Source organism: Nitrosococcus halophilus Nc 4 (assembly GCF_000024725.1).
Taxonomy (GTDB): domain Bacteria; phylum Pseudomonadota; class Gammaproteobacteria; order Nitrosococcales; family Nitrosococcaceae; genus Nitrosococcus; species Nitrosococcus halophilus.
The window spans coordinates 46,199-69,356 of the sequence record NC_013960.1; the positions used below are offsets into that span (position 1 = coordinate 46,199).

At 49.2% G+C, this 23,158-nt stretch carries 28 protein-coding genes; 12 read left to right on the plus strand and 16 right to left on the minus strand.

Annotated features, from left to right (window positions below; genetic code table 11):
• Window positions 1-155 precede the first annotated feature (155 nt).
• The 4 genes from NHAL_RS00215 to NHAL_RS00230 form a co-directional block, all read right to left on the minus strand.
• Window positions 156-1,853 carry a cation:proton antiporter domain-containing protein gene (locus tag NHAL_RS00215; protein ID WP_013031159.1) on the minus strand — a complete coding sequence of 566 codons (1,698 nt, stop codon included), beginning with the start codon at window positions 1,851-1,853 and terminating at the stop codon, window positions 156-158.
• Between the two features lie 395 nt (window positions 1,854-2,248).
• Window positions 2,249-3,655 (minus strand): amino acid permease, encoded by a 1,407-nt coding sequence (locus tag NHAL_RS00220; protein ID WP_013031160.1) that lies wholly within the window; start codon window positions 3,653-3,655, stop codon window positions 2,249-2,251.
• 78 nt (window positions 3,656-3,733) lie between these two features.
• A complete protein-coding gene (locus tag NHAL_RS00225) occupies window positions 3,734-5,332 on the minus strand; it encodes a cation:proton antiporter family protein (protein WP_013031161.1) in 1,599 nt (532 codons plus the stop codon).
• Window positions 5,333-6,058: 726 nt separating this feature from the next.
• On the minus strand, window positions 6,059-6,271 hold the full coding sequence (locus NHAL_RS00230; protein WP_013031162.1) for a hypothetical protein: 213 nt from the start codon (window positions 6,269-6,271) through the stop codon (window positions 6,059-6,061).
• 181 nt (window positions 6,272-6,452) lie between these two features.
• On the opposite strand from NHAL_RS00230, the gene NHAL_RS00235 reads away from it, so the two are divergent.
• Window positions 6,453-6,800, plus strand: coding sequence for a pentapeptide repeat-containing protein (locus tag NHAL_RS00235; protein ID WP_013031163.1), 348 nt, complete (start codon window positions 6,453-6,455; stop codon window positions 6,798-6,800).
• On the opposite strand, the gene tatC is transcribed toward NHAL_RS00235, so the two are convergent.
• From tatC to NHAL_RS00290, 11 genes are all read right to left on the minus strand, one after another.
• Window positions 6,797-7,549, minus strand: a complete 753-nt coding sequence (tatC, locus tag NHAL_RS00240; RefSeq protein WP_013031164.1) for a twin-arginine translocase subunit TatC — start codon at window positions 7,547-7,549, stop codon at window positions 6,797-6,799. The genes NHAL_RS00235 and tatC overlap by 4 nt on opposite strands.
• Entirely contained in the window at window positions 7,536-7,847 is a 312-nt protein-coding gene (gene tatB, locus NHAL_RS00245) for a Sec-independent protein translocase protein TatB (RefSeq protein WP_013031165.1), read from the minus strand. Before tatB ends, tatC begins: the two co-directional genes overlap by 14 nt.
• 19 nt (window positions 7,848-7,866) lie before the next feature.
• Complete coding sequence (tatA, locus tag NHAL_RS00250; RefSeq protein ID WP_013031166.1) at window positions 7,867-8,142, minus strand: twin-arginine translocase TatA/TatE family subunit; 276 nt, start codon at window positions 8,140-8,142, stop codon at window positions 7,867-7,869.
• A gap of 81 nt (window positions 8,143-8,223) precedes the next feature.
• Complete coding sequence (locus tag NHAL_RS00255) at window positions 8,224-8,565, minus strand: histidine triad nucleotide-binding protein (RefSeq protein WP_013031167.1); 342 nt, start codon at window positions 8,563-8,565, stop codon at window positions 8,224-8,226.
• Window positions 8,558-8,890: a phosphoribosyl-ATP diphosphatase gene (locus tag NHAL_RS00260; protein WP_013031168.1), complete on the minus strand. Its 333-nt coding sequence runs from the start codon at window positions 8,888-8,890 to the stop codon at window positions 8,558-8,560. The genes NHAL_RS00255 and NHAL_RS00260 overlap by 8 nt, the downstream gene beginning before the upstream one ends.
• On the minus strand, window positions 8,887-9,279 hold the full coding sequence (gene hisI / locus NHAL_RS00265; protein WP_013031169.1) for a phosphoribosyl-AMP cyclohydrolase: 393 nt from the start codon (window positions 9,277-9,279) through the stop codon (window positions 8,887-8,889). The genes NHAL_RS00260 and hisI overlap by 4 nt, the downstream gene beginning before the upstream one ends.
• A 2-nt stretch (window positions 9,280-9,281) precedes the next feature.
• The gene (hisF, locus tag NHAL_RS00270) at window positions 9,282-10,055 is read right to left on the minus strand and encodes an imidazole glycerol phosphate synthase subunit HisF (protein ID WP_013031170.1); all 774 of its coding nucleotides are present in this window, start codon (window positions 10,053-10,055) and stop codon (window positions 9,282-9,284) included.
• A 9-nt stretch (window positions 10,056-10,064) separates the two neighbouring features.
• Window positions 10,065-10,805, minus strand: coding sequence for a 1-(5-phosphoribosyl)-5-[(5-phosphoribosylamino)methylideneamino]imidazole-4-carboxamide isomerase (hisA, locus tag NHAL_RS00275; RefSeq protein ID WP_013031171.1), 741 nt, complete (start codon window positions 10,803-10,805; stop codon window positions 10,065-10,067).
• 55 nt (window positions 10,806-10,860) lie between these two features.
• Window positions 10,861-11,490, minus strand: a complete 630-nt coding sequence (hisH, locus tag NHAL_RS00280; RefSeq protein WP_013031172.1) for an imidazole glycerol phosphate synthase subunit HisH — start codon at window positions 11,488-11,490, stop codon at window positions 10,861-10,863.
• 21 nt (window positions 11,491-11,511) lie between these two features.
• On the minus strand, window positions 11,512-12,105 hold the full coding sequence (gene hisB / locus NHAL_RS00285) for an imidazoleglycerol-phosphate dehydratase HisB (RefSeq protein ID WP_013031173.1): 594 nt from the start codon (window positions 12,103-12,105) through the stop codon (window positions 11,512-11,514).
• A gap of 167 nt (window positions 12,106-12,272) precedes the next feature.
• Window positions 12,273-12,485 carry a DUF2970 domain-containing protein gene (locus tag NHAL_RS00290; protein WP_013031174.1) on the minus strand — a complete coding sequence of 71 codons (213 nt, stop codon included), beginning with the start codon at window positions 12,483-12,485 and terminating at the stop codon, window positions 12,273-12,275.
• Between the two features lie 294 nt (window positions 12,486-12,779).
• Between NHAL_RS00290 and NHAL_RS00295 the strand changes: the two genes are divergently transcribed.
• The 7 genes from NHAL_RS00295 to NHAL_RS00330 all read left to right on the plus strand — a co-directional run bounded on the left by NHAL_RS00295 (window position 12,780) and on the right by NHAL_RS00330 (window position 19,129).
• On the plus strand, window positions 12,780-13,100 hold the full coding sequence (locus NHAL_RS00295; RefSeq protein WP_013031175.1) for a c-type cytochrome: 321 nt from the start codon (window positions 12,780-12,782) through the stop codon (window positions 13,098-13,100).
• A 54-nt stretch (window positions 13,101-13,154) separates the two neighbouring features.
• Window positions 13,155-13,493: a c-type cytochrome gene (locus NHAL_RS00300; protein ID WP_013031176.1), complete on the plus strand. Its 339-nt coding sequence runs from the start codon at window positions 13,155-13,157 to the stop codon at window positions 13,491-13,493.
• Window positions 13,494-13,652: 159 nt separating this feature from the next.
• Window positions 13,653-14,129: a DUF2244 domain-containing protein gene (locus NHAL_RS00305; protein ID WP_041354502.1), complete on the plus strand. Its 477-nt coding sequence runs from the start codon at window positions 13,653-13,655 to the stop codon at window positions 14,127-14,129.
• A gap of 735 nt (window positions 14,130-14,864) precedes the next feature.
• On the plus strand, window positions 14,865-15,695 hold the full coding sequence (gene coxB / locus NHAL_RS00315; RefSeq protein ID WP_013031178.1) for a cytochrome c oxidase subunit II: 831 nt from the start codon (window positions 14,865-14,867) through the stop codon (window positions 15,693-15,695).
• Between the two features lie 167 nt (window positions 15,696-15,862).
• A complete protein-coding gene (ctaD, locus tag NHAL_RS00320; protein ID WP_013031179.1) occupies window positions 15,863-17,452 on the plus strand; it encodes a cytochrome c oxidase subunit I in 1,590 nt (529 codons plus the stop codon).
• A 172-nt stretch (window positions 17,453-17,624) separates the two neighbouring features.
• Window positions 17,625-18,179, plus strand: coding sequence for a cytochrome c oxidase assembly protein (locus NHAL_RS00325; RefSeq protein WP_238985403.1), 555 nt, complete (start codon window positions 17,625-17,627; stop codon window positions 18,177-18,179).
• Window positions 18,180-18,262: 83 nt separating this feature from the next.
• Entirely contained in the window at window positions 18,263-19,129 is an 867-nt protein-coding gene (locus NHAL_RS00330; RefSeq protein ID WP_013031181.1) for a cytochrome c oxidase subunit 3, read from the plus strand.
• An 86-nt stretch (window positions 19,130-19,215) separates the two neighbouring features.
• Here the strand turns inward: NHAL_RS00330 and NHAL_RS00335 are convergent, their stop codons facing one another.
• Window positions 19,216-19,461 carry a twin transmembrane helix small protein gene (locus NHAL_RS00335; RefSeq protein WP_013031182.1) on the minus strand — a complete coding sequence of 82 codons (246 nt, stop codon included), beginning with the start codon at window positions 19,459-19,461 and terminating at the stop codon, window positions 19,216-19,218.
• Between the two features lie 213 nt (window positions 19,462-19,674).
• On the opposite strand from NHAL_RS00335, the gene NHAL_RS00340 reads away from it, so the two are divergent.
• Genes NHAL_RS00340 through cyoE form a run of 4 tightly spaced genes read left to right on the plus strand, consistent with a single transcriptional unit; the run spans window position 19,675 to window position 23,007 of the window.
• Complete coding sequence (locus tag NHAL_RS00340; RefSeq protein WP_041354505.1) at window positions 19,675-20,433, plus strand: SURF1 family protein; 759 nt, start codon at window positions 19,675-19,677, stop codon at window positions 20,431-20,433.
• Window positions 20,434-20,449: 16 nt separating this feature from the next.
• Window positions 20,450-21,073, plus strand: coding sequence for an SCO family protein (locus NHAL_RS00345; protein ID WP_013031184.1), 624 nt, complete (start codon window positions 20,450-20,452; stop codon window positions 21,071-21,073).
• A 9-nt stretch (window positions 21,074-21,082) separates the two neighbouring features.
• Window positions 21,083-22,111, plus strand: a complete 1,029-nt coding sequence (locus NHAL_RS00350) for a COX15/CtaA family protein (RefSeq protein ID WP_013031185.1) — start codon at window positions 21,083-21,085, stop codon at window positions 22,109-22,111.
• On the plus strand, window positions 22,108-23,007 hold the full coding sequence (cyoE, locus tag NHAL_RS00355; RefSeq protein WP_013031186.1) for a heme o synthase: 900 nt from the start codon (window positions 22,108-22,110) through the stop codon (window positions 23,005-23,007). The genes NHAL_RS00350 and cyoE overlap by 4 nt, the downstream gene beginning before the upstream one ends.
• Window positions 23,008-23,158: the final 151 nt, after the last annotated feature.

Sequence of the window (23,158 nt, forward strand, 5' to 3'; positions counted from 1 at the left end):
CGATGGTAACTGTAAATTTACCACCGGCAAACCCCTCGATTGGCGTGCCCACTACCTCCCAAAGCCCAAGCGTTAACACATCCATAACGGCGTGGTCTGCCGCACGACCTACTGATCTCTGATTACCTCTCTCCAAAAATAGTAAGGCTATTCTTTCAATGTTTGCCTTTCCCTAGTCGCTCTAGCACATGCCGGGCCATACCCGTGGCCAGTTCGCTCTCTCCAAGAAAGACTTGCCCAGCCTCCTCTTGCTCTAGCAGCCTGGCTTCTTCTTCGTTGTGGGTACGGACGACCGTCTCAATGCCTGGATTGAGTGTACGTGCTGTCTTAATCATTTGTCGTACATTCAGGGTGTCAGGGGTAGCGACCACCAACATCCTGGCCCGAGCAATATGGGCTTGAATGAGTACGGCTGGGTCCGAGGCGTCCCCCGACACGGCAGGTAACCCCTGTTCCCGCAGCGCCTCGACTAGCTCGCGATTCTGCTCTGCAACTACATAGGGGATGCCTTTTTTCGTTAGCATATCCCCAATCCGTCGACCGACTCGACCATAGCCCACTAAGACCACCTGTTTGGAAAGGTACTTTTGCTCAGTCGAGAGGGGGAGTTCGGCTAAGGGATCATCGGGTCGTTCAAGTATCCGAGCTAGGGCCGATCGGGATCGAATCCATCTCTGTAGCGGTTCAATTGCTTTGAACACCATGGGGTTGAGGGCGATGGAGATTAAGGCACCGGCCAAAATCAAGCTTTGACCTTCAACGGAGAGTAGCCCTAGGCTCACGCCAAATCCGGCCAAGATGAAAGAAAATTCACCGATTTGGGCAAGACTGGCCGAAACGGTAAGCACCGTATTCAAAGGGTAACGGAAGGTGGACACTAGGACTGCCGCTGCCAGTGATTTTCCCACAATGATGATAGTCACGACAGCAAGTACTTCCAAAGGTTGTTCAATGAGGACAGCAGGATCGAAAAGCATTCCTACCGAGACAAAGAACAGCACTGCAAAGGCATCTCTCAGCGGCAGAGACTCGGCGGCAGCCCGATGACTGAGTTCAGATTCTCTTAATACCATGCCAGCAAAAAAGGCACCCAGAGCAAAGGATACCCCGAATAGGGCTGTGGCCCCGTAGGCGATACTCACGGCTGCCGCCACCACGCATAGGGTGAAAAGCTCCCGTGAGCCCGTATCCGCTATTTGCCACAAGAGCCAAGGGAAAAAGCGGCGTCCCACGATGAGCATCAGCGCAACGAACGCTGCTACCTTACCTAAAGTGACGACCAGTGGCCACCATAATCCCGTCTCTCCGGCATAGGGCGTATTGCCCCCCAGCCATCCTGCTAGTGGCGGAAGAAGGACTAGCACGAGCACCATGGCAATATCCTCCACCACCAGCCAGCCAATAGCGATTCGACCATTGATGGATTCCAAAACGCCATGGGTTTCAAGGGCCTTCAACAGGACTACGGTGCTTGCTACCGACAATGCCAAGCCAAAAACCACAGCACCTCCCAGCTCCCACCCCCATGCGGTCGCCACACCCATGCCCAATCCGGTGGCAACAGCCATCTGCAATATGGCTCCAGGCAGGGCAATCTTACGAACCGCCAATAGTTCTTCCAAAGACAAGTGCAGCCCGACGCCGAACATCAACAACATCACACCAATCTCAGCCAATTGCGCCGCGATTTCCACGTTAGCTACAAAACCGGGTGTAAAAGGGCCGATGAGAATGCCGGCCAATAGGTACCCTACCAACGCTGGCAGCTTGATTCGCTCGGTGAGGAAACCCAGCGCAAGAGCGAGACCAAGCGCTACAGCGAGGGTCGTAATCAGGGGAACGCTATGGGGCATTGGCTTTTTTTCTCCTTAGGAGTAGGGCGGGTTTATTTTGTCTGGGGGGAGGAGTTTCTGACCCATCTTCCCCCTACCACCTAATGAAATCAAAGGCGTAATGTGTTTGTACCCATGTAATATTTATAATAAAATCAATAAGTTATTTATATTTGAAGGAAGATGGGTCTGTGATAGCCTTTCCCGTTTAAATTTAATCTATAGCATTTCTCGTTCAAACAAGACCTAAGGCGCTTGGGGCAAGCGTGACCAGACACGCTGTCGATCCGTCCCTGGAAGCTCGACGTCCCTGCCGCCGACGGTCTGATCACGCTGACCCTAGGCCCAATGGGTTCCAAACAGTGATTAAGAGACTAAAAAGGGGAAACCCGGTGCTGGTAATAAAGACAAAACGCTTATTCAAGGGGGGCATGAGCGGGCTCGCTTTTCTCCGGGGCAGCGAGCTTGCTGTGACGGTAAGAATAAGTGAAATAAATGATCAAACCTGCGGTCAGCCAAAGGGAAAACCGGGTCCAGGTCTCTGCGCCCAAATTGGTCATCAAGTATACGCAGAAGGCAATCCCCAGTATTGGGACAATGGGGCTGAAAGGAGTCCGAAAGGGTCGATGTAAATCTGGTTTAGTGTAGCGCAACACCGCGACACCGGCGCAAACTACGACAAAGGCACCCAGCGTGCCGATATTGGTAAGCTCAACAATATCATTGAGGGGCGCGAAGCCTGCAATGGTGGCCATTGCCACTCCAGCCAACAGGATCACGCGCGCTGGGCTGCCAGTTTTCTCGTTTATATGGGAGAAAAAGGGGGGTAGCAGGCCATCTCGCGAGATGGCAAAAAGAATCCGGGTCAGGCCAAAATAAAGCACCAACATGACAGTGGTGAGGCCGGCAATGGCACCGATGGCGATCATACCAGAGGCCCATTTTTCGCCTACCTGGAGCAGGGCATCGGAGACCGGTGAAGGTACGTCCAGGGAGGGATAGGGGACAATACCCGTCAGTAGCGCGGCAACCAGCATATAAAGTAGGGTGCAGATGGCAAGGGAGCCGAGAATGCCGATAGGGAGATCTTTTTGCGGATTCCGGGTTTCTTCGGCTGCTGTGGATACCGCATCAAAACCGATATAGGCAAAAAAAATGCTGGCGGCGCCTGTCATAACCCCTTCCCAGCCAAAGGGCATAAACGGAGTCCAGTGGTTGATATCCACATGGAAGAAGGCAACACCGATAAACAGCAGTATGGTGGCTACCTTCACGAATACCATGATGGCGTTGAATTGGGCACTGACCTTGGCGCCGGTCGCTAGGAGGGTGCCTAGGGCAAGGATGATGAGCATTGCCGGCAGGTTGATCCAGCCGCCCTGGGAAGGCGTTTTTGTGAGTACCTCGGGAAGGTGGATCTCCATCGCCGCTAGCACGTTGTCCACATAACCTGCCCAGCCAGCCGATACGGCCGAGATGGCAACAGAATATTCCAGGATTAGCATCCAGCCAATGACCCAGGCAACGAATTCCCCCAGGCCTGCGTAGCCATATCCGTAGGCACTGCCAGCACCGCCGATGGAAGCAGCAAGCTCTGCATAGGATAGAGCAGCGAAAGTCACTGCCATCCCCGCTACCACGAAGGACAGCACAACCGCGGGCCCTGCGTGATTGGCTGCAGCAATACCTGTCAGTACAAAAATACCAGCGCCGATAATAGCGCCAATGCCAAGCAAGACCAAGTCAAATGCACCCAGTACTTTTTTGAGACCGGTATCTTTGGCAAGGTCCGTTTCGATAGGTTTGGTTCGAAACAGTTTCATGGCTTTTTTCTAATTTAATTTTCTAAAAACTTAAGATTGACTTTAGAGGGTAATAAAAACTGGTTTTGCTACTTTCCATTAGGGTGGGGGCCTAATGGGCGCTTTTTCCATAGGGTTTAAGGGGAGCGGCTTCAGGGTAATAGAGTTCGCCTCCGCCAATGCCCGTTCAGCCAGGCGTTCGCCGGCCTCATTGAAGGGGTGGAAGATCAAATTAATCCCGTTTTCGTAGAGTTTGGCATCTTCTTCTGGATAGAAACTCATTGCTGCCAGCATGCCTTGAAAACCATTTTGGCGCAAGTCCTTGGAAAGACGCAGCTTGGCTTCTAGATCGGGCATTCCTAAGATAACCCCAACCAGTGAGTTGACGCTAATTTTTTCTAGCAGATTAGGATCTTCCGCATCACCATAGACGACACGACGCTTTTCTTCCAAATGCTGGCGGACGATCACCAGATCGGAATCTAGGCCCAAGGCTCGTTGATGCCTTTGAGTCAGCAAATCGTAGGCTGCGGTGCCTGTTCGTCCCATACCGACAATCAGCCATTTTGCTTGTCCAACATTTTGCGGTTCCTCATCTGGGTGGGGAACCTGACGCTCGAAGCGGACTAACCATCGTTCAAAATAGGCAAAAAGGGTGTGAGAGGCTCGGCTCAAGGGGGCCGCGATTATAAATGAGATGGTAACCAAAAGGGCTAAGCTAGGCAGCCAGGTGGAAGGGAGAATTCCATTTTTTGCTCCTACAGCAGCGGCGATTAGCAGAAATTCGCTATAGCTAAACAATGCCAGAGAAGTGAGAAAGGCCGTTCGTGCTCTCAAGCCGAAGAGGGTGCCAAGGAAGAAATACAATACTGCCTTCAGGGGTAAAAAGATTATCAAAGGAAGTAGCCATTTGCTATCTTGCAAGTTTGGCAATCCCTCGAGGCCAATTTGTAGGAAAAAACCCACGAGAAAGGCTTCTTTCAGCCCCCAAAGGGTTTTGGAGAGTTCCTCGGAACGGGAGTGATCAGCGAGTAGCATACCGGCTACTAAAGCTCCTAGCTCTGTACCCAACCCCAGTGCTTGAAAGGTATGGGCCCCGCCCAGGGCGACAAGGAGGCCATAAAGTAGCAAAAGCTCACTATGACCACTCCAGGTGAGGGCTTGTTTGAGCGGTAAGCGCAACAGGGGAGTGCAGAGTAGAAAGATCGGTGTCCACAGAGAGAGCGCGCCGTTTTCGGCTGCCACTAACATTCCTACTGCCACCAAGTCTTGCAGGATTAAAATGCCGATGGCGAGACGACCGTGAAAGGCACCGAGTTCACCTTTTTCTTCCAATACCTTGGCCGCAAATACGGTACTGGAAAAAGCGAGTCCGAGGCTCAGAAATAGGGCTGGAGATTGGGCTATTTTAGCGGTGAGGAAAAGTAGGGTAAATCCTATTCCGAGGGCTATCAGGTGAGTGGCCCCGATACCCAATACTTCCCACTGCAATAGGCTTTTGAGATCTAGCTTAAGGCCAATCCCAAATAATAACAGCAAAACCCCTAGCTCGGTGATGGTATGGATGACGGGTCCCCCGCTAATACCCCATCCCCCAAGGACGAAGCCCCCAATTAAATAGCCTACTAGCGGAGGAAGGCCAAAATATGAAGCCCCTAACCCAAGGACATAGGCAACAGCGATCCAGATGATTTCCACGAACTAAATTGCTGAGATTATTTTTTTAGGCTTGAATGGACGAACCCAGAGCCAATTTATCGTTTTTGTCGCTGCTAAGCAATGACGGAGACGGGGTTTATGCTTGCAGTTGAGGCCTTTGAAAAGGGGTTAATTTTTAAGATCTATGATATCTAAGATAACCTAGATCAAAAATAATTTTTATATTGATGGGTTGACAGAAGCTGCAAACGAATGCTTACTAGTAATGTCAGGCGCTCATAACATTCTATAGTAGAAAGCCGCGTTTGTAGCTCTGGAGCTTTCTAGGCCTGCATCGTCACATATCAAGGGGTATGATGGCAGGCGCCAGTGGCAATCAATAATAATAAAAAATATATATAAGTATAAGAAAAAACTAAAAAAAAGAACTAAAGGGATACCGCTGGTTTTTTTACCGTTATGAGCGCCTGATTATTGAGAAAATTTTAAATTCAGGACTGTGGACACCCGCCTACAGAGGTAGGACAAACTGCATAAGTCCAGATATTTTAATTCAGACCTTTGGTTTGGGTGTTTAGTTTCTTTAAATCTCTAAAAAAGGTTACTTTTTTCTAAGGAGTGGGACACGGTAATGCGCCAAAGCGGGCTCAGGGGTGGCTTAAAACCGCCCCCAAGCGCCCTAAGAATTCCCCAGCTTTAGGGGGAAAATATCAATTTTGCTATAGATAGAAAATTCCGCTCGGTTTGTTAAATCAGCCTATAGCATTACACTTTCTGTTTATAGTCTGGGTCAATCCAACATTGGGGAAGTTGTTCTCCTGAGGGAAAGATAAGATCTGCTTTCTGGAAAGGAGCGGGTTCTTGCATCTCCTCCCCCACATGAAAGCGGCCGGTGATGTTCTCCCTACAAGGATCCACTAATTCCTTGATATCAAGAATTTCTACGAGGTCAGAAGAAGGTTTGTGTTTTAGATACATTTTGGGCTCCTAAGTTAAAGCTTGCCCATTTTCACTAGCGGGGCAAGCCATTGAATGCTTTATGTTATCTTTTAAGCATAACCTGGCTTAGGCATTCGGTAAACGTCAGCTGCGATTTGGTGGATGAATTTCTCTCTTGGGTCGATAACCTTACTCACTAATAAATGCTGGAGACTGAGCAATGACTGAGCCCCAAATTAAGTCTGATCCCCTCTATTTATTACTTAGAAACGGTGAGATTGAGGAGTTCAACCGCCGGGTGGCAAGTGGAGAAACTTATGATCTCACCCATTGCGATTTCCGCAGAGCAGATCTGCGGGGATTGGTGGCGGATGGCCTAGATTTCAGTGGTAGTTATTTCCGCCAAGCAGACCTAAGAGGTATTGATTTTTCTAGGAGTCGGCTCGAAGGGTCGAGCATACATGGTGCCCATATTGCAGGAGTTTATTTTCCTTCGGAGTTGAGACCTGAAGAGATAAGTTTATCCTTGCTCTATGGAACTCGGATGCGTTATTTAAAGGCGGATTAGCTTTCCTCTACAGAATTTTTCGGCACGAACAGTCGGGAGAACCACAATCCTGCTTCGAATAAAATCCACATGGGGAGGGCCAGCAAGGTTTGTGAGATGATGTCGGGGGGGGTCAGTAACATACCAAAAACGAAGGCCGCAACAATGATATAAGGGCGCTTTTCTCGTAGACGCTCCACCTCGGTAACCCCTGCCCATACCAGCAATACAGTAGCGACAGGTACTTCAAAGGCAATCCCAAAAGCAAAAAACATTGTGAGCACAAAATCCAAATATTTGCTGATGTCAGTCATGACAGCAATGTCTTCAGGTGCTGCCTGAGTGAAAAAGCCAAACATCAAAGGGAACGCTACAAAGTAAGCAAAAGCAACTCCTAAGAAGAACAGGAGGGTGCTAGAAGCTAATAGGGGCAGAATAATGCGGCGCTCATTTTTGTAGAGGCCGGGGGCAACAAAAGCCCAGATTTGGTATAAAAGCATGGGGACAGAGAGCATAATCGCTGTCACCAAGGTTAGTTTAAAAGGGGTGAGGAAAGGCGCCGCTACCTCAGTAGCAATCATTGAGTTGGTCTCGGGCAAATGAGCCATGAGAGGACGTGCCAGTAAGCGGTAGAGGTCATTGGCAAAGGGCATAAGTACGACCGCCATGACCAATACGGCGGCAATACCGCGAAGCAAACGGTTCCGCAACTCGAGCAAGTGCGAGACTAGGGGTTGTTCTTCGTTGTCGGAAGATTCAGGCGCCGTCATTGGACGCTTTGGGAGGGGAGTGTTTGCCCTGGTCCTGGGGTGGATTCGGTTTTCGAGGAGGAGCTTCGCCAATAGTTTCGTTCAGATCGAGAAAATCTTTATCTTCTTTAAGCGATTGGCGAAGTTCTTCAGCCCTTAACTCTTCTTCCACTTCTTGCTTGATTTGGGAGACAAAGCGGCGTGCTTTCCGTATCCATAGCGCCGTAGTACGGGCAACGGTGGGTAACCGCTCTGGACCCACTACTACCAGCAGTATCACCAAAATCACCAGGATTTCCCAAAAGCCAATGTCAAACACAGGATAATAGTATAAGGAATTACTTGAGGTCGTTATCTGACTTTACTTTGAAGTCAGCATCACGATGATCTTTCTGGGAAAAACCTTCGGTTTTCTTGGTTTGCCCTTGTTTATCCTCTATGGTTTGAACCTCTTCGGTATCATGGGATTCTTCATCGCGCAAAGAATTACGAAAACCCTTTACCGCGCTGCCCAGATCAGCGCCGATGGAGCGCAACTTTTTGGTACCAAATAGCAGCAATATAATCGCTAAGATGATAAGAAGCTGCCAAATACTAATTCCACTCGCTCCCATAATTTTATTCCGCGTCCTTAAATAATGGGGGTTATCTTTTCGATATAGATTAGCAATAGTTGATCGAGTTCTAGGCGCTAACTAGAAACCTGGCATTCGGTTGCCACCTAATAAATGGAGATGAAGATGATCCACTTCTTGGCCACCTCCCCGCCCAGTATTAATTATAGTCCGAAAACCTGCCTGGAGGCCCTGGCGGTGGGCTAGGTGGGGCAGTAGCAGTAGCATATGGCTAATCAGTCCTTCATGTTTGATTTCTAGTTCATTTAAGCTGGGGATATGAGTACGGGGGACGAGGAGCAGATGCACCTCCGCTTTAGGGTGAATGTCTTTAAAAGCAATTACTTGGTCGTCTTCATAAACTAACGTAGCTGGGATTTTACCCTCTATAATTTTACAAAAGATGCAATCTGTATTACCCATCGTCATTATCCTTACCCCGATTAGCTTTCTCTTCTAGCCCGGATAAACCAAAACGCCGGTCTAGTTCGTTAAGTACCTGTTCGGGTCGAAGCCCGTAGTCGGCTAGCATCACTAAGCTATGGAACCACAAATCAGCAGTTTCATGGATAATAGCATCCCTTTCCATGCTTTTAGCGGCAAGGATGGTTTCTATGGCCTCTTCTCCTAGCTTCTTTAAGATTTTATCCTGTCCTGCTTGATAAAGATTAGCCACGTAAGAGTGTTTCGGGTCTGCATTTTTGCGCTCCTCTAATATTATAGCGAGGCGCTCAAGGATATCATTCATCCGGATTTCCCGTAGATGCTGTCAGGATGTTTCAATACGGGTTCAACGCTGGTCCAGTTGTCCCTCTCTAGGCGTTTGAAAAAGCAACGGTGACGGCCGGTATGGCAAGCAATTCCGCCCTTTTGTTCAACTAATAAAAGCACTGCGTCGTTGTCACAGTCAAGGTGAATGGCTTTAATAACTTGTTCATGGCCTGATTGCTCGCCCTTATGCCACAAACGCTGCCTGGATCGAGACCAGTAAACCGCATGACCAGATTGCAGAGTGGTTTCCAGGGCTTCTCGATTCATCCAGGCGAGCATAAGCACCTGACCCGTATGAACTTCTTGGGCTATTGCGGGAACTAACCCTTCCTCGTTCCAAGCGATTTCCTCTAACCAGGAGGACATTGTTACAGCCTCATCTCAATGCCATGGGCCAATAAATGCCGTTTGGCTTCTTCTATGGTATGTTGACCAAAGTGAAAGATGCTAGCGGCCAGCACTGCATCTGCTTTTCCTTCCAGGATCCCTGCAGCTAGATGTTCTAGGGTACCTACCCCTCCCGAGGCAATCACAGGTACTGGAACGGCCTCGCTGATGGTGCGAGTAAGCAAGAGGTCAAAGCCTTCCCGGGTTCCGTCCCGGTCCATGCTGGTCAACAGAATTTCCCCAGCACCAAATTCCACCATCCGACGAGCCCAAGTGACGGCGTCGATCCCGGTTTCTTTGCGTCCACCATGGGTAAAAACTTCCCATCGTGGTGGCTCATCGGCACGGGAAACTCGCTTAGCATCCACGGCGACAACAATACACTGAGAGCCAAAGCGTTCAGCTGCTTCCCGAACAAATTCGGGGCGCTGTACTGCAGCGGTATTAATGCCCACTTTATCGGCGCCGGCGATTAACATACGCCGGATATCTTCTAGGCTTCGGATCCCCCCACCCACGGTCAGGGGAATGAATACCTGAGCGGCAATTGCCTCAACGACGTGCACCATTGTATTCCGGTTATCGCTGCTAGCGGTGATATCTAGGAAGGTGATTTCATCTGCACCTTGCTCGTCGTAGCGGCGGGCAATTTCTACCGGGTCGCCCGCATCGCGAATATCGACAAAACGGACCCCTTTCACCACCCGGCCATTATCCACGTCAAGACAGGGAATGATACGTTTAGCTAAGCCCATTCACACTGCTCACTCTGCGGATAAACGTTTTACTAAAGCCAGGGCCTCAGTAAGTTGAATTTGGCCCTCGTAGAGAGCCCGGCCGATGATGGCGCCCGCAATGCCATCTTGTTCATGCCGGTATAAAGCCTCTATATCTGCCAGTGAGGAGACCCCTCCTGAGGCGATGACGGGAATATTAACCGCTTCGGCTAGTTCGCGAGTTGCCTCGATATTGACTCCTTTCATCATGCCGTCACGCTGAATATCAGTGTAAATAATGGCTTCGACCCCATCCTTTTCAAAATGTCGAGCAATATCGACCACATTATGGCGGGAAAGTTTAGACCATCCGTTAATCGCAATTTTGCCTTCTCGCGCGTCAAGGCCGAGGATGACATGGCCAGGGAATTCTAGACAGGCATCGGCGACGAAATGGGGAGTGTTAATGGCCTTAGTGCCGATAATGACATAACGAACACCCGCATCTAAATAGGTCTGGATGGTATCCCCGTCGCGAATTCCCCCCCCGACTTGAATATCCATGTCGGGTAGGGCCTGGGCAATGTTATAAATAATATCGGCATTGACAGGCTGCCCTGCAAATGCTCCGTCTAGGTCAACTAAGTGAAGCCGTTCTATACCGGCTTCGGCCCAATGTAGGGCCATAGCTACTGGATCATCAGAGAATACCGTATCATCCTCCATGCGTCCCTGACGCAGGCGAACACATTTCCCCCCCTTGAGGTCAATGGCAGGTATCAATAACATGGTGGTTTCCTTCCGGTTTGCAAGCGATTTGGCTCGAATTGCAGTGGATAATGTCTTAACTTACTCCATTCCATGTCAGGAAGTTGGCAAGTAGTTGCAGCCCATATTTTTGGCTCTTTTCTGGATGGAATTGGACCGCAAAAATATTGTCTCGGGCTAGCGCCGAGGCAAAGGAAGTAGAATAGTCCGTGCGACCAGCGATTAAGGATGGTTCATCGGGTACCGTATAATAGCTGTGGACGAAATAGAAACGACAGTCCTGGGGAATATCGCGCCACAGGGGGTGGGCATGAGCCTGGTGAACTTGATTCCAGCCCATGTGGGGCACCTTCAAATGCTCTTCGGCGGCATCAAAATGTTTTACTTGGCCCGGTAATATGCCAAGGCAGGAAGTCCCTTGGTTTTCCTCGCTAAGCTCAAGTAAGGCTTGCATACCCAGACAGATACCTAGAAATGGCCGATCAGCAGCACATTGCGCGACAATGGTATCCAAATTTAGGTGCCGTAGTTCATTCATACAGTCTCGGATAGCACCCACGCCGGGGAAAACTACCCGATCAGCTGCGCGGATTCGTTGGGGATCACTGGTGACCTCTACGCGAACCTTGTCTGCAACCTGTTCCAATGCCTTAGACACTGAGCGAAGGTTGCCCATCCCATAATCAATCACCGCTATGCTGGACATGAGTTTAAGCCTAATTTATAACTATAACGTCCCTTTGGTGGAGGCTAGTTGTCCTTTCCGGCGTGGATCTTGTTCCACGGCAACCCGCAAGGCGCGACCAAAGGCCTTGAATATGGTCTCAGCAATATGATGGGTATTTCGCCCCTGCAGGTTGTCAATGTGCAAGGTCATTGCGGCGTGATTGACTAGCCCTTGAAAAAACTCCTGGAAAAGATCCACATCGAAATCACCAATACGGGCCCGAGGATAATCCACCCGATAGTGCAGGCTTGGCCGCCCGGAAAGGTCTAATACTACCCTGGAAAGCGCTTCATCCAAGGGAACATAGGCATGACCATAGCGCTGAATTCCCGTTTTATCGCCAATCGCTTGTTTCAAAGCCTGTCCCAGGGTAATGCCAATATCTTCAACGGTGTGGTGAGCATCGATATGCAAATCCCCAGATGCTTTTACTGTGAGATCGAATAATCCATGTCGAGCCACTTGGTCCATCATGTGCTCAAGAAAAGGCACCCCTGTTTCGGCGGAAAAATACCCTTCTCCGGCCAAGTTGAGGGCAACTTCGACGCGGGTTTCTAACGTCTCACGGTAGACGGTCGCTGTATAGCTCGACATGGTTTTCTCCGATACAAGGCTTGCAAGAGCATGGCGTGTGTTTTCGGGAGATATGAATATTACCTGAATTTGCTCATTGCTACCTGATTTGCAAGCGCTTGATCGTTGCTATCTCTGCTGTGAACTAGATTAGTTCCCTATCATTTTTGCCTTAACCGGGTTAAGCATTAAGTGCTGGCTAAGTGGAGAATTAATTGGACGAGCCCCACTAAAGTTAGGACAAAGAGGGTGACCGCAACAATACCAGCAAAAATAAAGGAAGTTGGCCGTCCATGATTGAAGTCACGTTCATGGTTACGGCGGTTCTGTACTCCTATCATTGCGGAAAAAACGCTTTTAAATACTTGCACTAAGGTGGGGGGAGTATCGTTACTTTGCATTATAAATCATTGCCTGTTAATCGGGTTACGTGTATGGTTGCACCCCAATAATATACCGTGCTATCCAGCTAGGCGCCAAGAAAAAAACCCTATCGAGGGCAAGTTGCCTATTGCGCTGCGACTGTTAAGAGATATATAAAATATAGGTTACTAAAGAGATTTTATGGCTGTTAATGCCCATCCATGCTTAAGCGCGCCTCTGAAAAGAGATCTGCTGGGTACGGAGATAAAGGCACTAAATTAGTTGATAAACTAGGGACTTAGATGAATTATCCACTAAGGGGAGCAATCAAAATGGGTAAGAAAAACCTTTTTATTCTCTTGAGCGCCGGTGTAGCGTTGCTGGGCAGTTTCACTGTCCAGGCTGCGGGTGATCCTGAGGCAGGTCGTCAAAAAGCGGAACTTTGCGCAGGCTGCCACGGCATTCCTGGTTGGCGTAATGCTTATCCTGCCTATTCGGTGCCAAAGCTTGGTGGGCAGCATGCGGAATATCTCGTTGCTGCACTTAAAGCTTATAAATCCGGCGATCGAAACCATCCGCCAATGCAGGGTTCGGCTGCTAGCTTGACTGAGCAGGATATGCTTGATATTGCCGCTTTCCTTTCCGGTCAATAAGAAATAGCAACTCTAACGGTTAAAGCAAGAATATACGATTAAGGAGAATTTTCGATGCTGAGACGGTGGTTACTCTTATTTGTGTCGGTGTTTGCGGTGCTGATGTCTGGTTCTCTTCTAGCAGCCGGCGATCCGGCCGCGGGAAAGCAAAAATCCCAAGCTTGCGCAGCTTGCCATGGACCCGATGGTAATAGCCCCGCGCCGCAATTTCCTAAGCTGGCTGGGCAGCATTCTGATTATCTGGTGCATGCTTTGACTGCTTACCAAACCGGTGAGCGGAAAAATCCCATGATGCAGCAGATGGCGGCTCCGCTTTCCGAGCAGGATAAAGAAGATCTGGCTGCCTACTACTCAAGTCAGAAAGGCCTTAGTTTGGGTTGGAAGCTGAAATAAGTAATGCCTTCTAGCCACAGGCCTGAGTGGGTAGGGCTAGTTTTCTTCTAAGACAACTGCCCTACCCGCGGGCCTTTGGTTCTTTTAGCTCAAAGTTTTGATCTGAATCGTCTTAACACGTACAATTCCGCAGGGCTTGCGCGGGCCCAAGGGTGTAATGTGATTTCCAAGCAGATCGAGCCCCATAAAAACACGCTTCAATTTATCCTTCAGCCTAACAGTTCCCTGAGTTGGCAAAAAATGAAGCTGGTTTTTTATGCTGTGGCGGGAGTCCTGGGGATCATTTCAGGAGCATTTAGCCTCCTGGGCCTATGGCTGATATTTCCTTTTGCGGGATTGGAGTTGGTCGTTCTGGGATCTGCATTTTACCTTTGTGCTCGTCGTGCTCAACGCTGTGAGGTAATCACGATCGACCAGAATGGAATCGAGATATTCCGCGGCCGTAAGGCAAATGGTGAAAGATGGAGGTTTCACCGCCAGTGGGTGCGTGTCCGGGTTGAATCCGCACCCCATGCCTGGCATATGAGCCATCTCATGATAGGTTCACATGGGCATGAGGTAGAGATTGGAATTTTCCTCACTGAGGAAGAGCGGCTCTACTTAGCGAAGGAGTTGCGGAAGGTTTGCAGCCCATAGTGGTTTCATTTCCATTATGGGTGTATAAATAATGGCATCTATAAAACATGTATGGTATATATGGGTTTGGTACCACTATTTGGATCGCCCATAGGATCTATGAATTTTGCAAGGCCCAACCTTAAAATGGAACCAGAGCTAGCCGCGGGAAGCCAAAGCCATAAACTGCTGTGGTGCCAATCCTCACAGCAGTTTCGCGGTTTGGGCTTGAGCCATAGGTTAAAGGCTGGGGTACCAGCGATTAGCTCCCGCTCCTTGAGCGCACACCATGGTTTTTTGGTGTCTGGCATTACCGGCAAACTCAAGGTTTAGTGAGTGCTTATGCTACCACCAGTCCACCGGAGTATCTCGGACTGGACCAGTAAAAGTGACATTGCGCGAAGAGGGTGCATGGTGACAGAGGTGTTAGCAAATATTTTCGGTGGCTCCACACAACATTACCCGGACGTCCTGAATTCTGGTCAAGGCAGGAACTGCATTTCATTTGAGCCTAAATATCGTGGAGAGCGATGAGCATTCAGTTTCAAAGGTGCAGACGCTTGTGGGCGAGCTTGCCACTAACCAATAATGGTTTAGCACCTATATTTTTTGTTTTCTGTACCTTGTTTAAACCGACGTTTGGTTGGGTGCAGACTTTGCGCGTGAACGAGACGTTGGTCCTTTATCCAAGGATGCGAAAAGTTGTTTAAAACATTCGAGAACCATCACATTAATTGACAGTTGAAGGGGAGATGAATGGGCGTGTCTGATAAAAGAAGCTTATTCACGGTTATTGCGGGAGCCATAGGCCTGTTCCTGATGAGTGGAAATGCTAGCGCCGAGTTAGCCGTGAATCTGACTGAAGGAATTACTCCTTCCTCAAAAGAGATATACGACCTCCATATGCTGATTTTTTGGGTTTGCGTCGGTATCGGTCTTTTAGTTTACGGTATTATGGCATGGAGCATTTACCATCACCGTAAGTCCAAGGGTGTGGTAGCTAGTCAGTTCCATGAAAATACTACCCTTGAAGTACTATGGACGGTTATCCCGTTTGTAATCTTAATATCCATTGCGGTGCCGGCAACCTCTGCCATGATCCGCTTGTATGATGCTTCAGACTCGGAACTTACCATTAAAGTTACGGGTTACCAGTGGCGCTGGCGCTATGACTATGTAGACCATGGATTTGGTTTCATGAGCAGTTTGTCCACGCCATTTGATCAGATAACGAATAAATCACCTAAGGGTGAAAATTATCTGCTTGAAGTGGACAATCCATTGGTGCTTCCAGTCAATAAAAAGGTCCGTTTTGTCATTACCGCCGATGATGTCATCCATGCTTGGTGGGTGCCGGCGCTTGGGTTCAAGCAAGATGCAATCCCAGGTTTTATCAATGAGGCTTGGGCGGTCATAGAAGAGCCGGGAATTTATCGGGGCCAATGTACGGAACTTTGTGGTCGGGGGCATGGCTATATGCCTATTGTCGTAGAAGCGAAGACTCAGGAAGAGTTTGACAAATGGGTATCTTCGCAAAAAGCTGCCCAGTCCAGTGACACAAACGGTGATTCAACCGAGTCAAGTTAAAGAAGCGCTCTAACTCTAGCCGAAGGATATCGTACTTAGGTTCCTAGATATTTCTCGCGTTGCTATGGGGTTCAAGGAGGCGAGAAAAAAGAAGGTAAAAAAGGGATAGGAAATAACCTCGGTAAGGTATTTTTCATGATGAGGATTAATTTTGTAGGAGAAATGGCATGAGCACAGCAGTAGCACATGATGATCACGCGCATCATCCAACAGGAATTGCGCGCTGGCTGTTCACCACTAACCATAAGGATATCGGAACGCTGTACCTATGGTTCAGCCTTATCATGTTCTTCGTTGGTGGCGCAATGGCGCTGGTATTCCGGGCCGAACTCTACTCCCCGGGAATGCAGATTGTAGATCCCCAAAAGTTTAATGAATTAGTAACACTACATGGGCTGGTGATGATCTTTGGTGCCCTGATGCCGGCTTTAGCGGGTTTGGCGAACTGGCAAATACCGCTCATGATCGGCGCACCTGATATGGCCTTGCCGCGGATGAACAATTGGAGTTTCTGGATTTTGCCTTTCGCCGCAGCCTTACTCCTCGGCAGCATGTTCGTGCCGGGTGGTGGCCCCGCAGGGGGATGGACCATGTACCCGCCCTTATTCGCACAAGGGGGAGCGGGCATTGATATGACCATCTTTTCCGTCCACTTACTGGGTATCTCCTCCATATTGGCTTCAATCAATATTATTGCCACCATCCTGAATATGCGGGCACCGGGCATGACTCTGATGAGAATGCCGATGTTTGTCTGGGGATGGTTAATCACTTCCTTCTTGTTGATTGCAGTGGTTCCAGTACTTGCCGGCGCTGTGACCATGGTTCTAACCGATCGTCATTTCGGCACCAGCTTCTTTAATGCGGCAGGCGGTGGTGACCCAGTAATGTTCCAACACATTTTCTGGTTCTTTGGCCATCCCGAGGTTTATGTTCTCGTATTGCCTATTTTTGGGGTTATTTCGGAAATTATCCCCACCTTTGCTCGCAAACCCCTATTCGGCTATAGCTCCATGGTCTACGCCATGGCCTCTATCGCCTTTCTTTCTTTCATCGTGTGGGCGCATCATATGTTTACCGTGGGAATGCCGGTTTCGGGAGAACTGTACTTTATGTACGCTACCATCCTGATTTCTGTTCCCACTGGCGTTAAAATCTTTAACTGGCTTACCACCATGTGGCGGGGCTCCATGACCTTTGAAGTGCCCATGCTGTGGTGTCAAGCTTTCATCGCGCTATTCACCATTGGTGGTTTGACCGGCTTGATGATGGGTGTGGCCCCGGTAGACTTCCAATATCACGATACCTATTTCATCGTTTCTCACTTCCACTATGTGGTGTTGCCAGTAACAGTCTTTGGTACCTTTGCCGCTGTTTATTATTGGATACCGAAGTGGACGGGTAATATGTATGACGAGGGCTTGGCGAAATTGCATTTCTGGTTATCTGTGATTTCCATGAATATCATTTTCCTTCCCCAAGCGTTCCTTGGTCTAGCGGGTATGCCCCGGCGGATACCTGACTACGCCTTGCAATTTGTTGAATTCAACACCATTTCCACCGTAGGTGCTTTTATATTTGGCATTTCCCAGTTGATCTTCGTGTATGTGATTGTTAAGACCATTCGCGGAGGAGTTGGGGTCAAAGTGAGCGATCAAGTTTGGGAAGGCGCGAAGGGCCTTGAGTGGACCCTCAGTTCACCACCGCCCTATCATAGCTTTACAACTCCGCCTCAGGTGACTTCAAAGCCCTATTGATAGGTGGATGGTTGTTCTAGGGATAACTTTAGATTATGACTGACAGACTTGGGTCTAAGTCTCCGAGTCGGCGCCGGGCGAAAGCCCGGCGTACGGCATGGATCCTTTTTGGGATTGTCTTGGCTATTTATTTCTTATTTATCTATCTGACTGCGACAAGGTGAGCACGGTTATGAGAGAAGCCAATAAGCGCAGGTTAGTGCTGAGGCTAACCCTAGTAGTGGTAGCAATGTTCGGCTTCGGCTATGCCATGGTGCCGCTCTACAATGTGTTCTGTGATATTACTGGTCTAAACGGTAAACCAGATAATGTGGCGGTATCAGCAGCTAAAGCTGGCACGGTGGATACTAGCCGGACGGTCACCGTAGAATTGCTGGCGAATGTAAACAGCCAACTCTCTTGGGAGATTAAACCGGAAGTAAGCAAAATTAGCATTCATCCTGGCGAAGTCACAAAGGTGAGTTATTATGCCAGTAATTTGGCTGATCACTCTGTAACTGGTCAGGCAATCCCTAGTATAAGCCCAGGGCTGGCAGCCAAGCATTTACATAAGACCGAGTGCTTCTGCTTTAACGAGCAAGTTCTTCAGGCAGGTGAGAAAAAGGAGATGCCGGTGGTCTTTTTTATCGATCCTAAGCTACCCAACGATTACTCCGTAGTGACTCTGTCATATACATTTTTTGACGTGGGCGCTAGTGCCCAAGCGCAAACGGCAGCGGCTGGGTAGTAGCTGGGTTGCTCGGCGTCATTTTGAGCAAGCAAAGATAACGGTCTTTATTACGATTAAAATAACGCGGGAGGATATCTCATATGGCCCATGCGCATGGGGAATATTACCAGCCCCAACCTAGTTATTGGCCAATCATTGGCTCTATTGGACTCTTTACCGGAGTCGCTGGCTTTGCCGCCTTCCTTAATGGGGTGGATATAGGCAAATATATCATGTTAGCCGGCATAGGCATCTTGCTCTTCATGATGTTTGGTTGGTTTGGAGCCGTTATCCGCGAAAGCGAAGCGGGTCTTTATAACGACCAGGTTGATCGCTCCTTTCGGTGGGGGATGATCTGGTTTATCGTCTCAGAAGTCTTCTTTTTCGCGGCTTTCTTTGGAGCCCTTTACTACACCCGGGATTTAACTTTACCGTGGCTTTTGGGTGAGGGCGCGAAGGGAACGGCTCATACTTTCCTCTGGCCAGAGTTTACCGAGGCATGGCCCACCAATGGACCTCAAGGCGTGGGTGGTGAGTTCCAGTCCATGGCGGCCTGGGGAGTGCCAGCCCTCAATACGCTGATTCTGCTTACCAGTGGTGTTACCGTGACCTGGGCCCATTGGGGCCTCAAGCAGGATAACCGGCAGAAACTGATTATCGGCTTATTTTTGACAGTGGCCTTGGGTTTCACCTTTATTGGATTGCAGGCCTGGGAATATAGTCATGCCATGAGTGAGTTAAATCTCACTTTGGGGTCTGGAATTTATGGTTCGCTATTTTACATGTTGACCGGTTTCCATGGATTCCACGTCACCGTTGGCTCCATTATGTTGCTTGTGGTGTTAATTCGCAGTATGGCTGGCCATTTTACTCCCAAGCGCCATTTTGCCTTTGAGGCGGTGGCTTGGTATTGGCACTTCGTTGACGTGGTATGGCTAGGCCTATTTGTGTTTGTTTATTGGCTGTAACGGTTGCTGCTCGTCAGCAATGAGTTCTTGCTTTGTCTTATTACCTAGCTAGGGTTTCCTAGCTAGGTAATAAGCAGTGCTACCATTTATTGCTGGCTAGATTGCATTTCCATTTTTTCCGCAGAAACCATGGTATTGGGGGTAATAAGCCCAGTAGCATAGCCAAGCATAAGCAGGATAAATAATCCTAAAGATAGGGCAATGCGAAAAGTCAATGCTTTGACCATTCGATCATCCGAAGTGCCGCCGCTTCGTACCAGGGCAAAGAGCGCGCTCCCTAGGGCGTAGAGAATTGAAATTAAAAGGGCGATAACGATTAATTTAAAAATCATGGTGTGCTCCGTTTAGTTTAGAATCTGAATCTGAAATAGTAGAGTTGGGTCATTACAACGAAAAAGTTGCAGCTTTGCCCCCCTAGGGTCAGGGTGTAACCTTTCTCGAAAATATAGGTACCGGTTCGCCAATTACCCCTCTCTAAAATTTTTATGTAATAGTGCTGTAACATACAACCATAGTTTAACCTTCATTAGTTGAACGGCCCAAGCGTGTCATCTCAATTTAAGGGTAAAAATCCCTGGCCCAAATTACGTTTCATGATGGTTTCTCTGCTTGTCACTGCGATCCTGGCATCATTAGGTGTCTGGCAACTACAGCGAGCTGATGAGAAACGTACTATTGAAGCTGCCCTTAGAGAGCGAAGCGCTAGCGAACCTCTTTGGGTCGGGCGGGATAGGCTATCATTGCCGGATAGCGAGTACCGCCAGGGTATCGCAGAAGGTCGATTTGATGGCGCACATACTGTGTTTTTGGATAATCAAATCCAGGAGAGCCAGGCGGGTTATCACGTGCTAGTGCCGTTACGGCTAGCTAGCGAAAGTGGGAGTGCGGTACTCGTTAACTTGGGCTGGGTTCCCATGGGTTTAGATCGGCAACAACTGCCCCAGGTAGATATTCCACATTCACAGGTGACTGTACGTGGTACTTTACGGCGGCCCCCTCGAGCACCCTTTTTTTTAGGGGATGAGGGAACCCAAGAAACAAGTGGCTGGCCAAAATTAGTTCAATATGTCAACACGGAGCAGTTGCAGTCTAAGTTAGGCTATCCATTGCAGCCCTTAGTTCTCCAATTGGCTCCTGATGAGCCTTATGGTTTTGTGCGCCAGTGGCCTGAACTCCCCACCAGTGTGCAGCAGCATATTGCTTATGCGGTTCAATGGTTTGCTATGGCATTAGTCGCGGTGGTCGTATTCGTGATTTTATATCGGCGCAGTTTTGATGGCAACGAGCAACGGAACAGAAGTTAAAGGGTAAGAGCAAGCGGTGGATAACGGAAAATCGAAGACGAAACGGGGACGACCAGGTTGGGTGAGTTTTGCCATTTTTGCCATATGCGCACTCCCTGTAATAGCCTCCTGGTGGTTTTTGAAAACATTAGAGCAAGGAGGGGAGTTTTCAACCCGCAATTACGGTGAGTTTATCAGGCCTGCAAGGCCCTTGGAAGAGACAACTCTCAAGACTTTGGAAGGTAAGGATCTTACTCTTTCTGAGCTAAGGGGGAAGTGGACTCTGGTTGTTTTTGGGCCGGCAGCCTGTGATGAAACTTGCCGGGAAAACCTTTACGAGACACGCCAAATACGCTTAGCCGTAGGTAAGAACATGCAGCGTGTCCAACGTTTGTGGGTCGTTAATGATGTGAGCTCTCTTGCTGAATCAGATTGGCTCCAAGAACAACACCCTGATCTCCTCATAGCATCCGAAGGAGAAAAGAAAAAAGGATTTATAGACCAATTTGTGCTGCCGGAGGTTCCTGACCCGTTAGCGGCGCAGCGTGTGTATATCGTCGACCCTATCGGTAATATCGTGATTACTTACCCGCCAGAAGAAGCCCCCGAGCATATTCTTAAGGACCTTAAACGCTTGTTATTTGTTTCTCAAATAGGGTAATAGATAAATATGAGTCCCCGGTTTCACACCTTTGCTGTGGCAGCCAGTCTATTAGCGTTGGTGGTTGTGGTATTTGGAGCCTATGTGCGCCTTTCTGATGCTGGACTTAGTTGTCCGGATTGGCCAGGTTGTTATGAGCAGTTGCTAGCACCGACTACCGAGCAGCAGATTGACCAAGCTAGTCTTCTTTATCCAGACCGCCCGGTAGAGTCGGATAAAGCTTGGAAAGAGATGATCCACCGCTATCTTGCAGGTATATTAGGACTTTTAATCCTAGGACTTGCCATCGCTGCCTGGCGCAATCGTTCTGATCCCAGGCAGAGAGTTGCTTTGCCTATTTTTTTGGTGGGGTTAGTCGGATTTCAAGCGGCATTGGGAATGTGGACCGTTACCCTCCTAGTGCAACCAGCCATTGTAACGTTACACCTCCTAGGGGGGTTGGCCGTTTTATCCTTGGTTTGGTGGCTGGCACTACGACAGCGGCAAGCACAGCACCCTATGCAGCGGATCTGGTACTCGCCGGCTTTCAAAACTTGGTCCCTAATAGGATTGTTTCTCCTAGTGCTCCAGATCATCCTAGGAGGCTGGACCAGCACTAACTATGCGGGTTTCTTTTGTCCGGACTTTCCCACTTGCCAGGGACAATGGTGGCCGAATATGCATTTCCGCGAGGCTTTTACCTTTTGGCAGCCGCTAGGAGAAAATTACGAAGGTGGGCGGTTAGCGCCTGAGGCAGCAACGGCTATCCATGTGGTTCATCGAATTGGTGCCATGGTAGTTCTGATCGTGCTGGGTGCTATCGGGTTACGGGCAGGATTAGGCCGAGGCACTCCAGCGTTGCGTGGCGTCGGGTGGGTCGTCGTGGCGCTGCTCCTTACCCAGGTGGCGTTAGGAATCGCCACTGCCATGGGCGGAATACCTTTAGCGCTGGCGGTAGCCCATAACGCTGTGGCCGCACTATTGTTGCTTGCCGTCGTTACTTTAAATCACCTGCTCCATCCCACAGGGTACCAATTGCGAGGAGCTACAAGACTATGACAACGATTACCTTAATTCGTGGGGCTTTGACCAACTGGCGGGAATATCTCGTATTGTGCAAGCCCCGTATTGTTTCCCTCATTGTGTTTACCGCCATTGTCGGTATGTTTTTGTCTGTTCCAGAGCTGGCGCCATGGCAGGTGTTTTTGCTGGGCAGCCTTGGCATTGGTTTGGGCGCTGCTTCTGCCGCGGCCATTAACCACTTGATTGATGAAAAAGCCGATGCCTTAATGGCCCGAACGCAAGGCCGTCCCTTGCCTAGCGGCAAGATTGACCGGGAGCAAGCCTTGGCCTTTGCGATTATGTTGGGCTTGCTGTCAATGGCGATCTTGTATTTTCTGGTAAACCCTTTGACGGCCTGGCTAACTTTGGCTTCCATGTTTGGTTATGGAATTATTTACACGGCTTTTCTCAAGCGCGCCACTCCGCAGAACATCGTGTTGGGAGGGGCGGCAGGGGCAATGCCGCCGGTGCTAGGTTGGACCGCCGTCACCGGGGAATTGCACGTGCACGCCTTTCTCCTATTCTTGATTATCTTCGTGTGGACGCCGCCTCATTTCTGGGCTTTGGCTTTGGCACGCCGGGAAGAATATAGCCGTGCCAATTTTCCCATGCTACCGGTCACCCATGGGATTGATTTCACCAAGCAGCAGGTCGTCCTCTATACTTTTTTATTATTTGCGGTCAGCCTGCTACCTTTCGTCAGCCAAATGAGTGGACTAGTCTATCTGGTCGGTGCCGTAGGGCTGGGGGGACGCTTCCTGTATCTTGCGCTTGCGCTTTACCGCCATACCAGTAATGAACTAGCAATGAAGACCTTTGGCTATTCTATATTTTATCTGGCGGCGCTGTTTGCATTTTTATTAGTGGACCATTACCTGCCAAAATTTTTATAACCTTAGCGCTGGATAAGGATAGGGGTTTATGACCACAGGAGATACCCTCCTCTTACCCAAGCACAGGTTTTATAAATAATAGCTACAGTGATAAAACTCATCCCACAGGCGTGATATCTTGTAACTCTAGTATCACGCCTATTTTGTTTTC

What these genes read in the sequence shown, in the direction of transcription:
- NHAL_RS00215 (WP_013031159.1), bottom strand. Translation starts at nt 1,853, where the DNA reads ATGCCCCATAGCGTTCCCCTGATTACGACCCTCGCTGTAGCGCTTGGT.
- NHAL_RS00220 (WP_013031160.1), bottom strand. Translation starts at nt 3,655, where the DNA reads ATGAAACTGTTTCGAACCAAACCTATCGAAACGGACCTTGCCAAAGAT.
- NHAL_RS00230 (WP_013031162.1), bottom strand. Translation starts at nt 6,271, where the DNA reads ATGTATCTAAAACACAAACCTTCTTCTGACCTCGTAGAAATTCTTGAT.
- NHAL_RS00235 (WP_013031163.1), top strand. Translation starts at nt 6,453, where the DNA reads ATGACTGAGCCCCAAATTAAGTCTGATCCCCTCTATTTATTACTTAGA.
- tatC (WP_013031164.1), bottom strand. Translation starts at nt 7,549, where the DNA reads ATGACGGCGCCTGAATCTTCCGACAACGAAGAACAACCCCTAGTCTCG.
- tatA (WP_013031166.1), bottom strand. Translation starts at nt 8,142, where the DNA reads ATGGGAGCGAGTGGAATTAGTATTTGGCAGCTTCTTATCATCTTAGCG.
- NHAL_RS00255 (WP_013031167.1), bottom strand. Translation starts at nt 8,565, where the DNA reads ATGGGTAATACAGATTGCATCTTTTGTAAAATTATAGAGGGTAAAATC.
- NHAL_RS00260 (WP_013031168.1), bottom strand. Translation starts at nt 8,890, where the DNA reads ATGAATGATATCCTTGAGCGCCTCGCTATAATATTAGAGGAGCGCAAA.
- hisI (WP_013031169.1), bottom strand. Translation starts at nt 9,279, where the DNA reads ATGTCCTCCTGGTTAGAGGAAATCGCTTGGAACGAGGAAGGGTTAGTT.
- hisF (WP_013031170.1), bottom strand. Translation starts at nt 10,055, where the DNA reads ATGGGCTTAGCTAAACGTATCATTCCCTGTCTTGACGTGGATAATGGC.
- hisA (WP_013031171.1), bottom strand. Translation starts at nt 10,805, where the DNA reads ATGTTATTGATACCTGCCATTGACCTCAAGGGGGGGAAATGTGTTCGC.
- hisH (WP_013031172.1), bottom strand. Translation starts at nt 11,490, where the DNA reads ATGTCCAGCATAGCGGTGATTGATTATGGGATGGGCAACCTTCGCTCA.
- hisB (WP_013031173.1), bottom strand. Translation starts at nt 12,105, where the DNA reads ATGTCGAGCTATACAGCGACCGTCTACCGTGAGACGTTAGAAACCCGC.
- NHAL_RS00290 (WP_013031174.1), bottom strand. Translation starts at nt 12,485, where the DNA reads ATGCAAAGTAACGATACTCCCCCCACCTTAGTGCAAGTATTTAAAAGC.
- NHAL_RS00295 (WP_013031175.1), top strand. Translation starts at nt 12,780, where the DNA reads ATGGGTAAGAAAAACCTTTTTATTCTCTTGAGCGCCGGTGTAGCGTTG.
- NHAL_RS00300 (WP_013031176.1), top strand. Translation starts at nt 13,155, where the DNA reads ATGCTGAGACGGTGGTTACTCTTATTTGTGTCGGTGTTTGCGGTGCTG.
- coxB (WP_013031178.1), top strand. Translation starts at nt 14,865, where the DNA reads ATGGGCGTGTCTGATAAAAGAAGCTTATTCACGGTTATTGCGGGAGCC.
- ctaD (WP_013031179.1), top strand. Translation starts at nt 15,863, where the DNA reads ATGAGCACAGCAGTAGCACATGATGATCACGCGCATCATCCAACAGGA.
- NHAL_RS00325 (WP_238985403.1), top strand. Translation starts at nt 17,625, where the DNA reads ATGAGAGAAGCCAATAAGCGCAGGTTAGTGCTGAGGCTAACCCTAGTA.
- NHAL_RS00330 (WP_013031181.1), top strand. Translation starts at nt 18,263, where the DNA reads ATGGCCCATGCGCATGGGGAATATTACCAGCCCCAACCTAGTTATTGG.
- NHAL_RS00335 (WP_013031182.1), bottom strand. Translation starts at nt 19,461, where the DNA reads ATGATTTTTAAATTAATCGTTATCGCCCTTTTAATTTCAATTCTCTAC.
- NHAL_RS00350 (WP_013031185.1), top strand. Translation starts at nt 21,083, where the DNA reads ATGAGTCCCCGGTTTCACACCTTTGCTGTGGCAGCCAGTCTATTAGCG.
- cyoE (WP_013031186.1), top strand. Translation starts at nt 22,108, where the DNA reads ATGACAACGATTACCTTAATTCGTGGGGCTTTGACCAACTGGCGGGAA.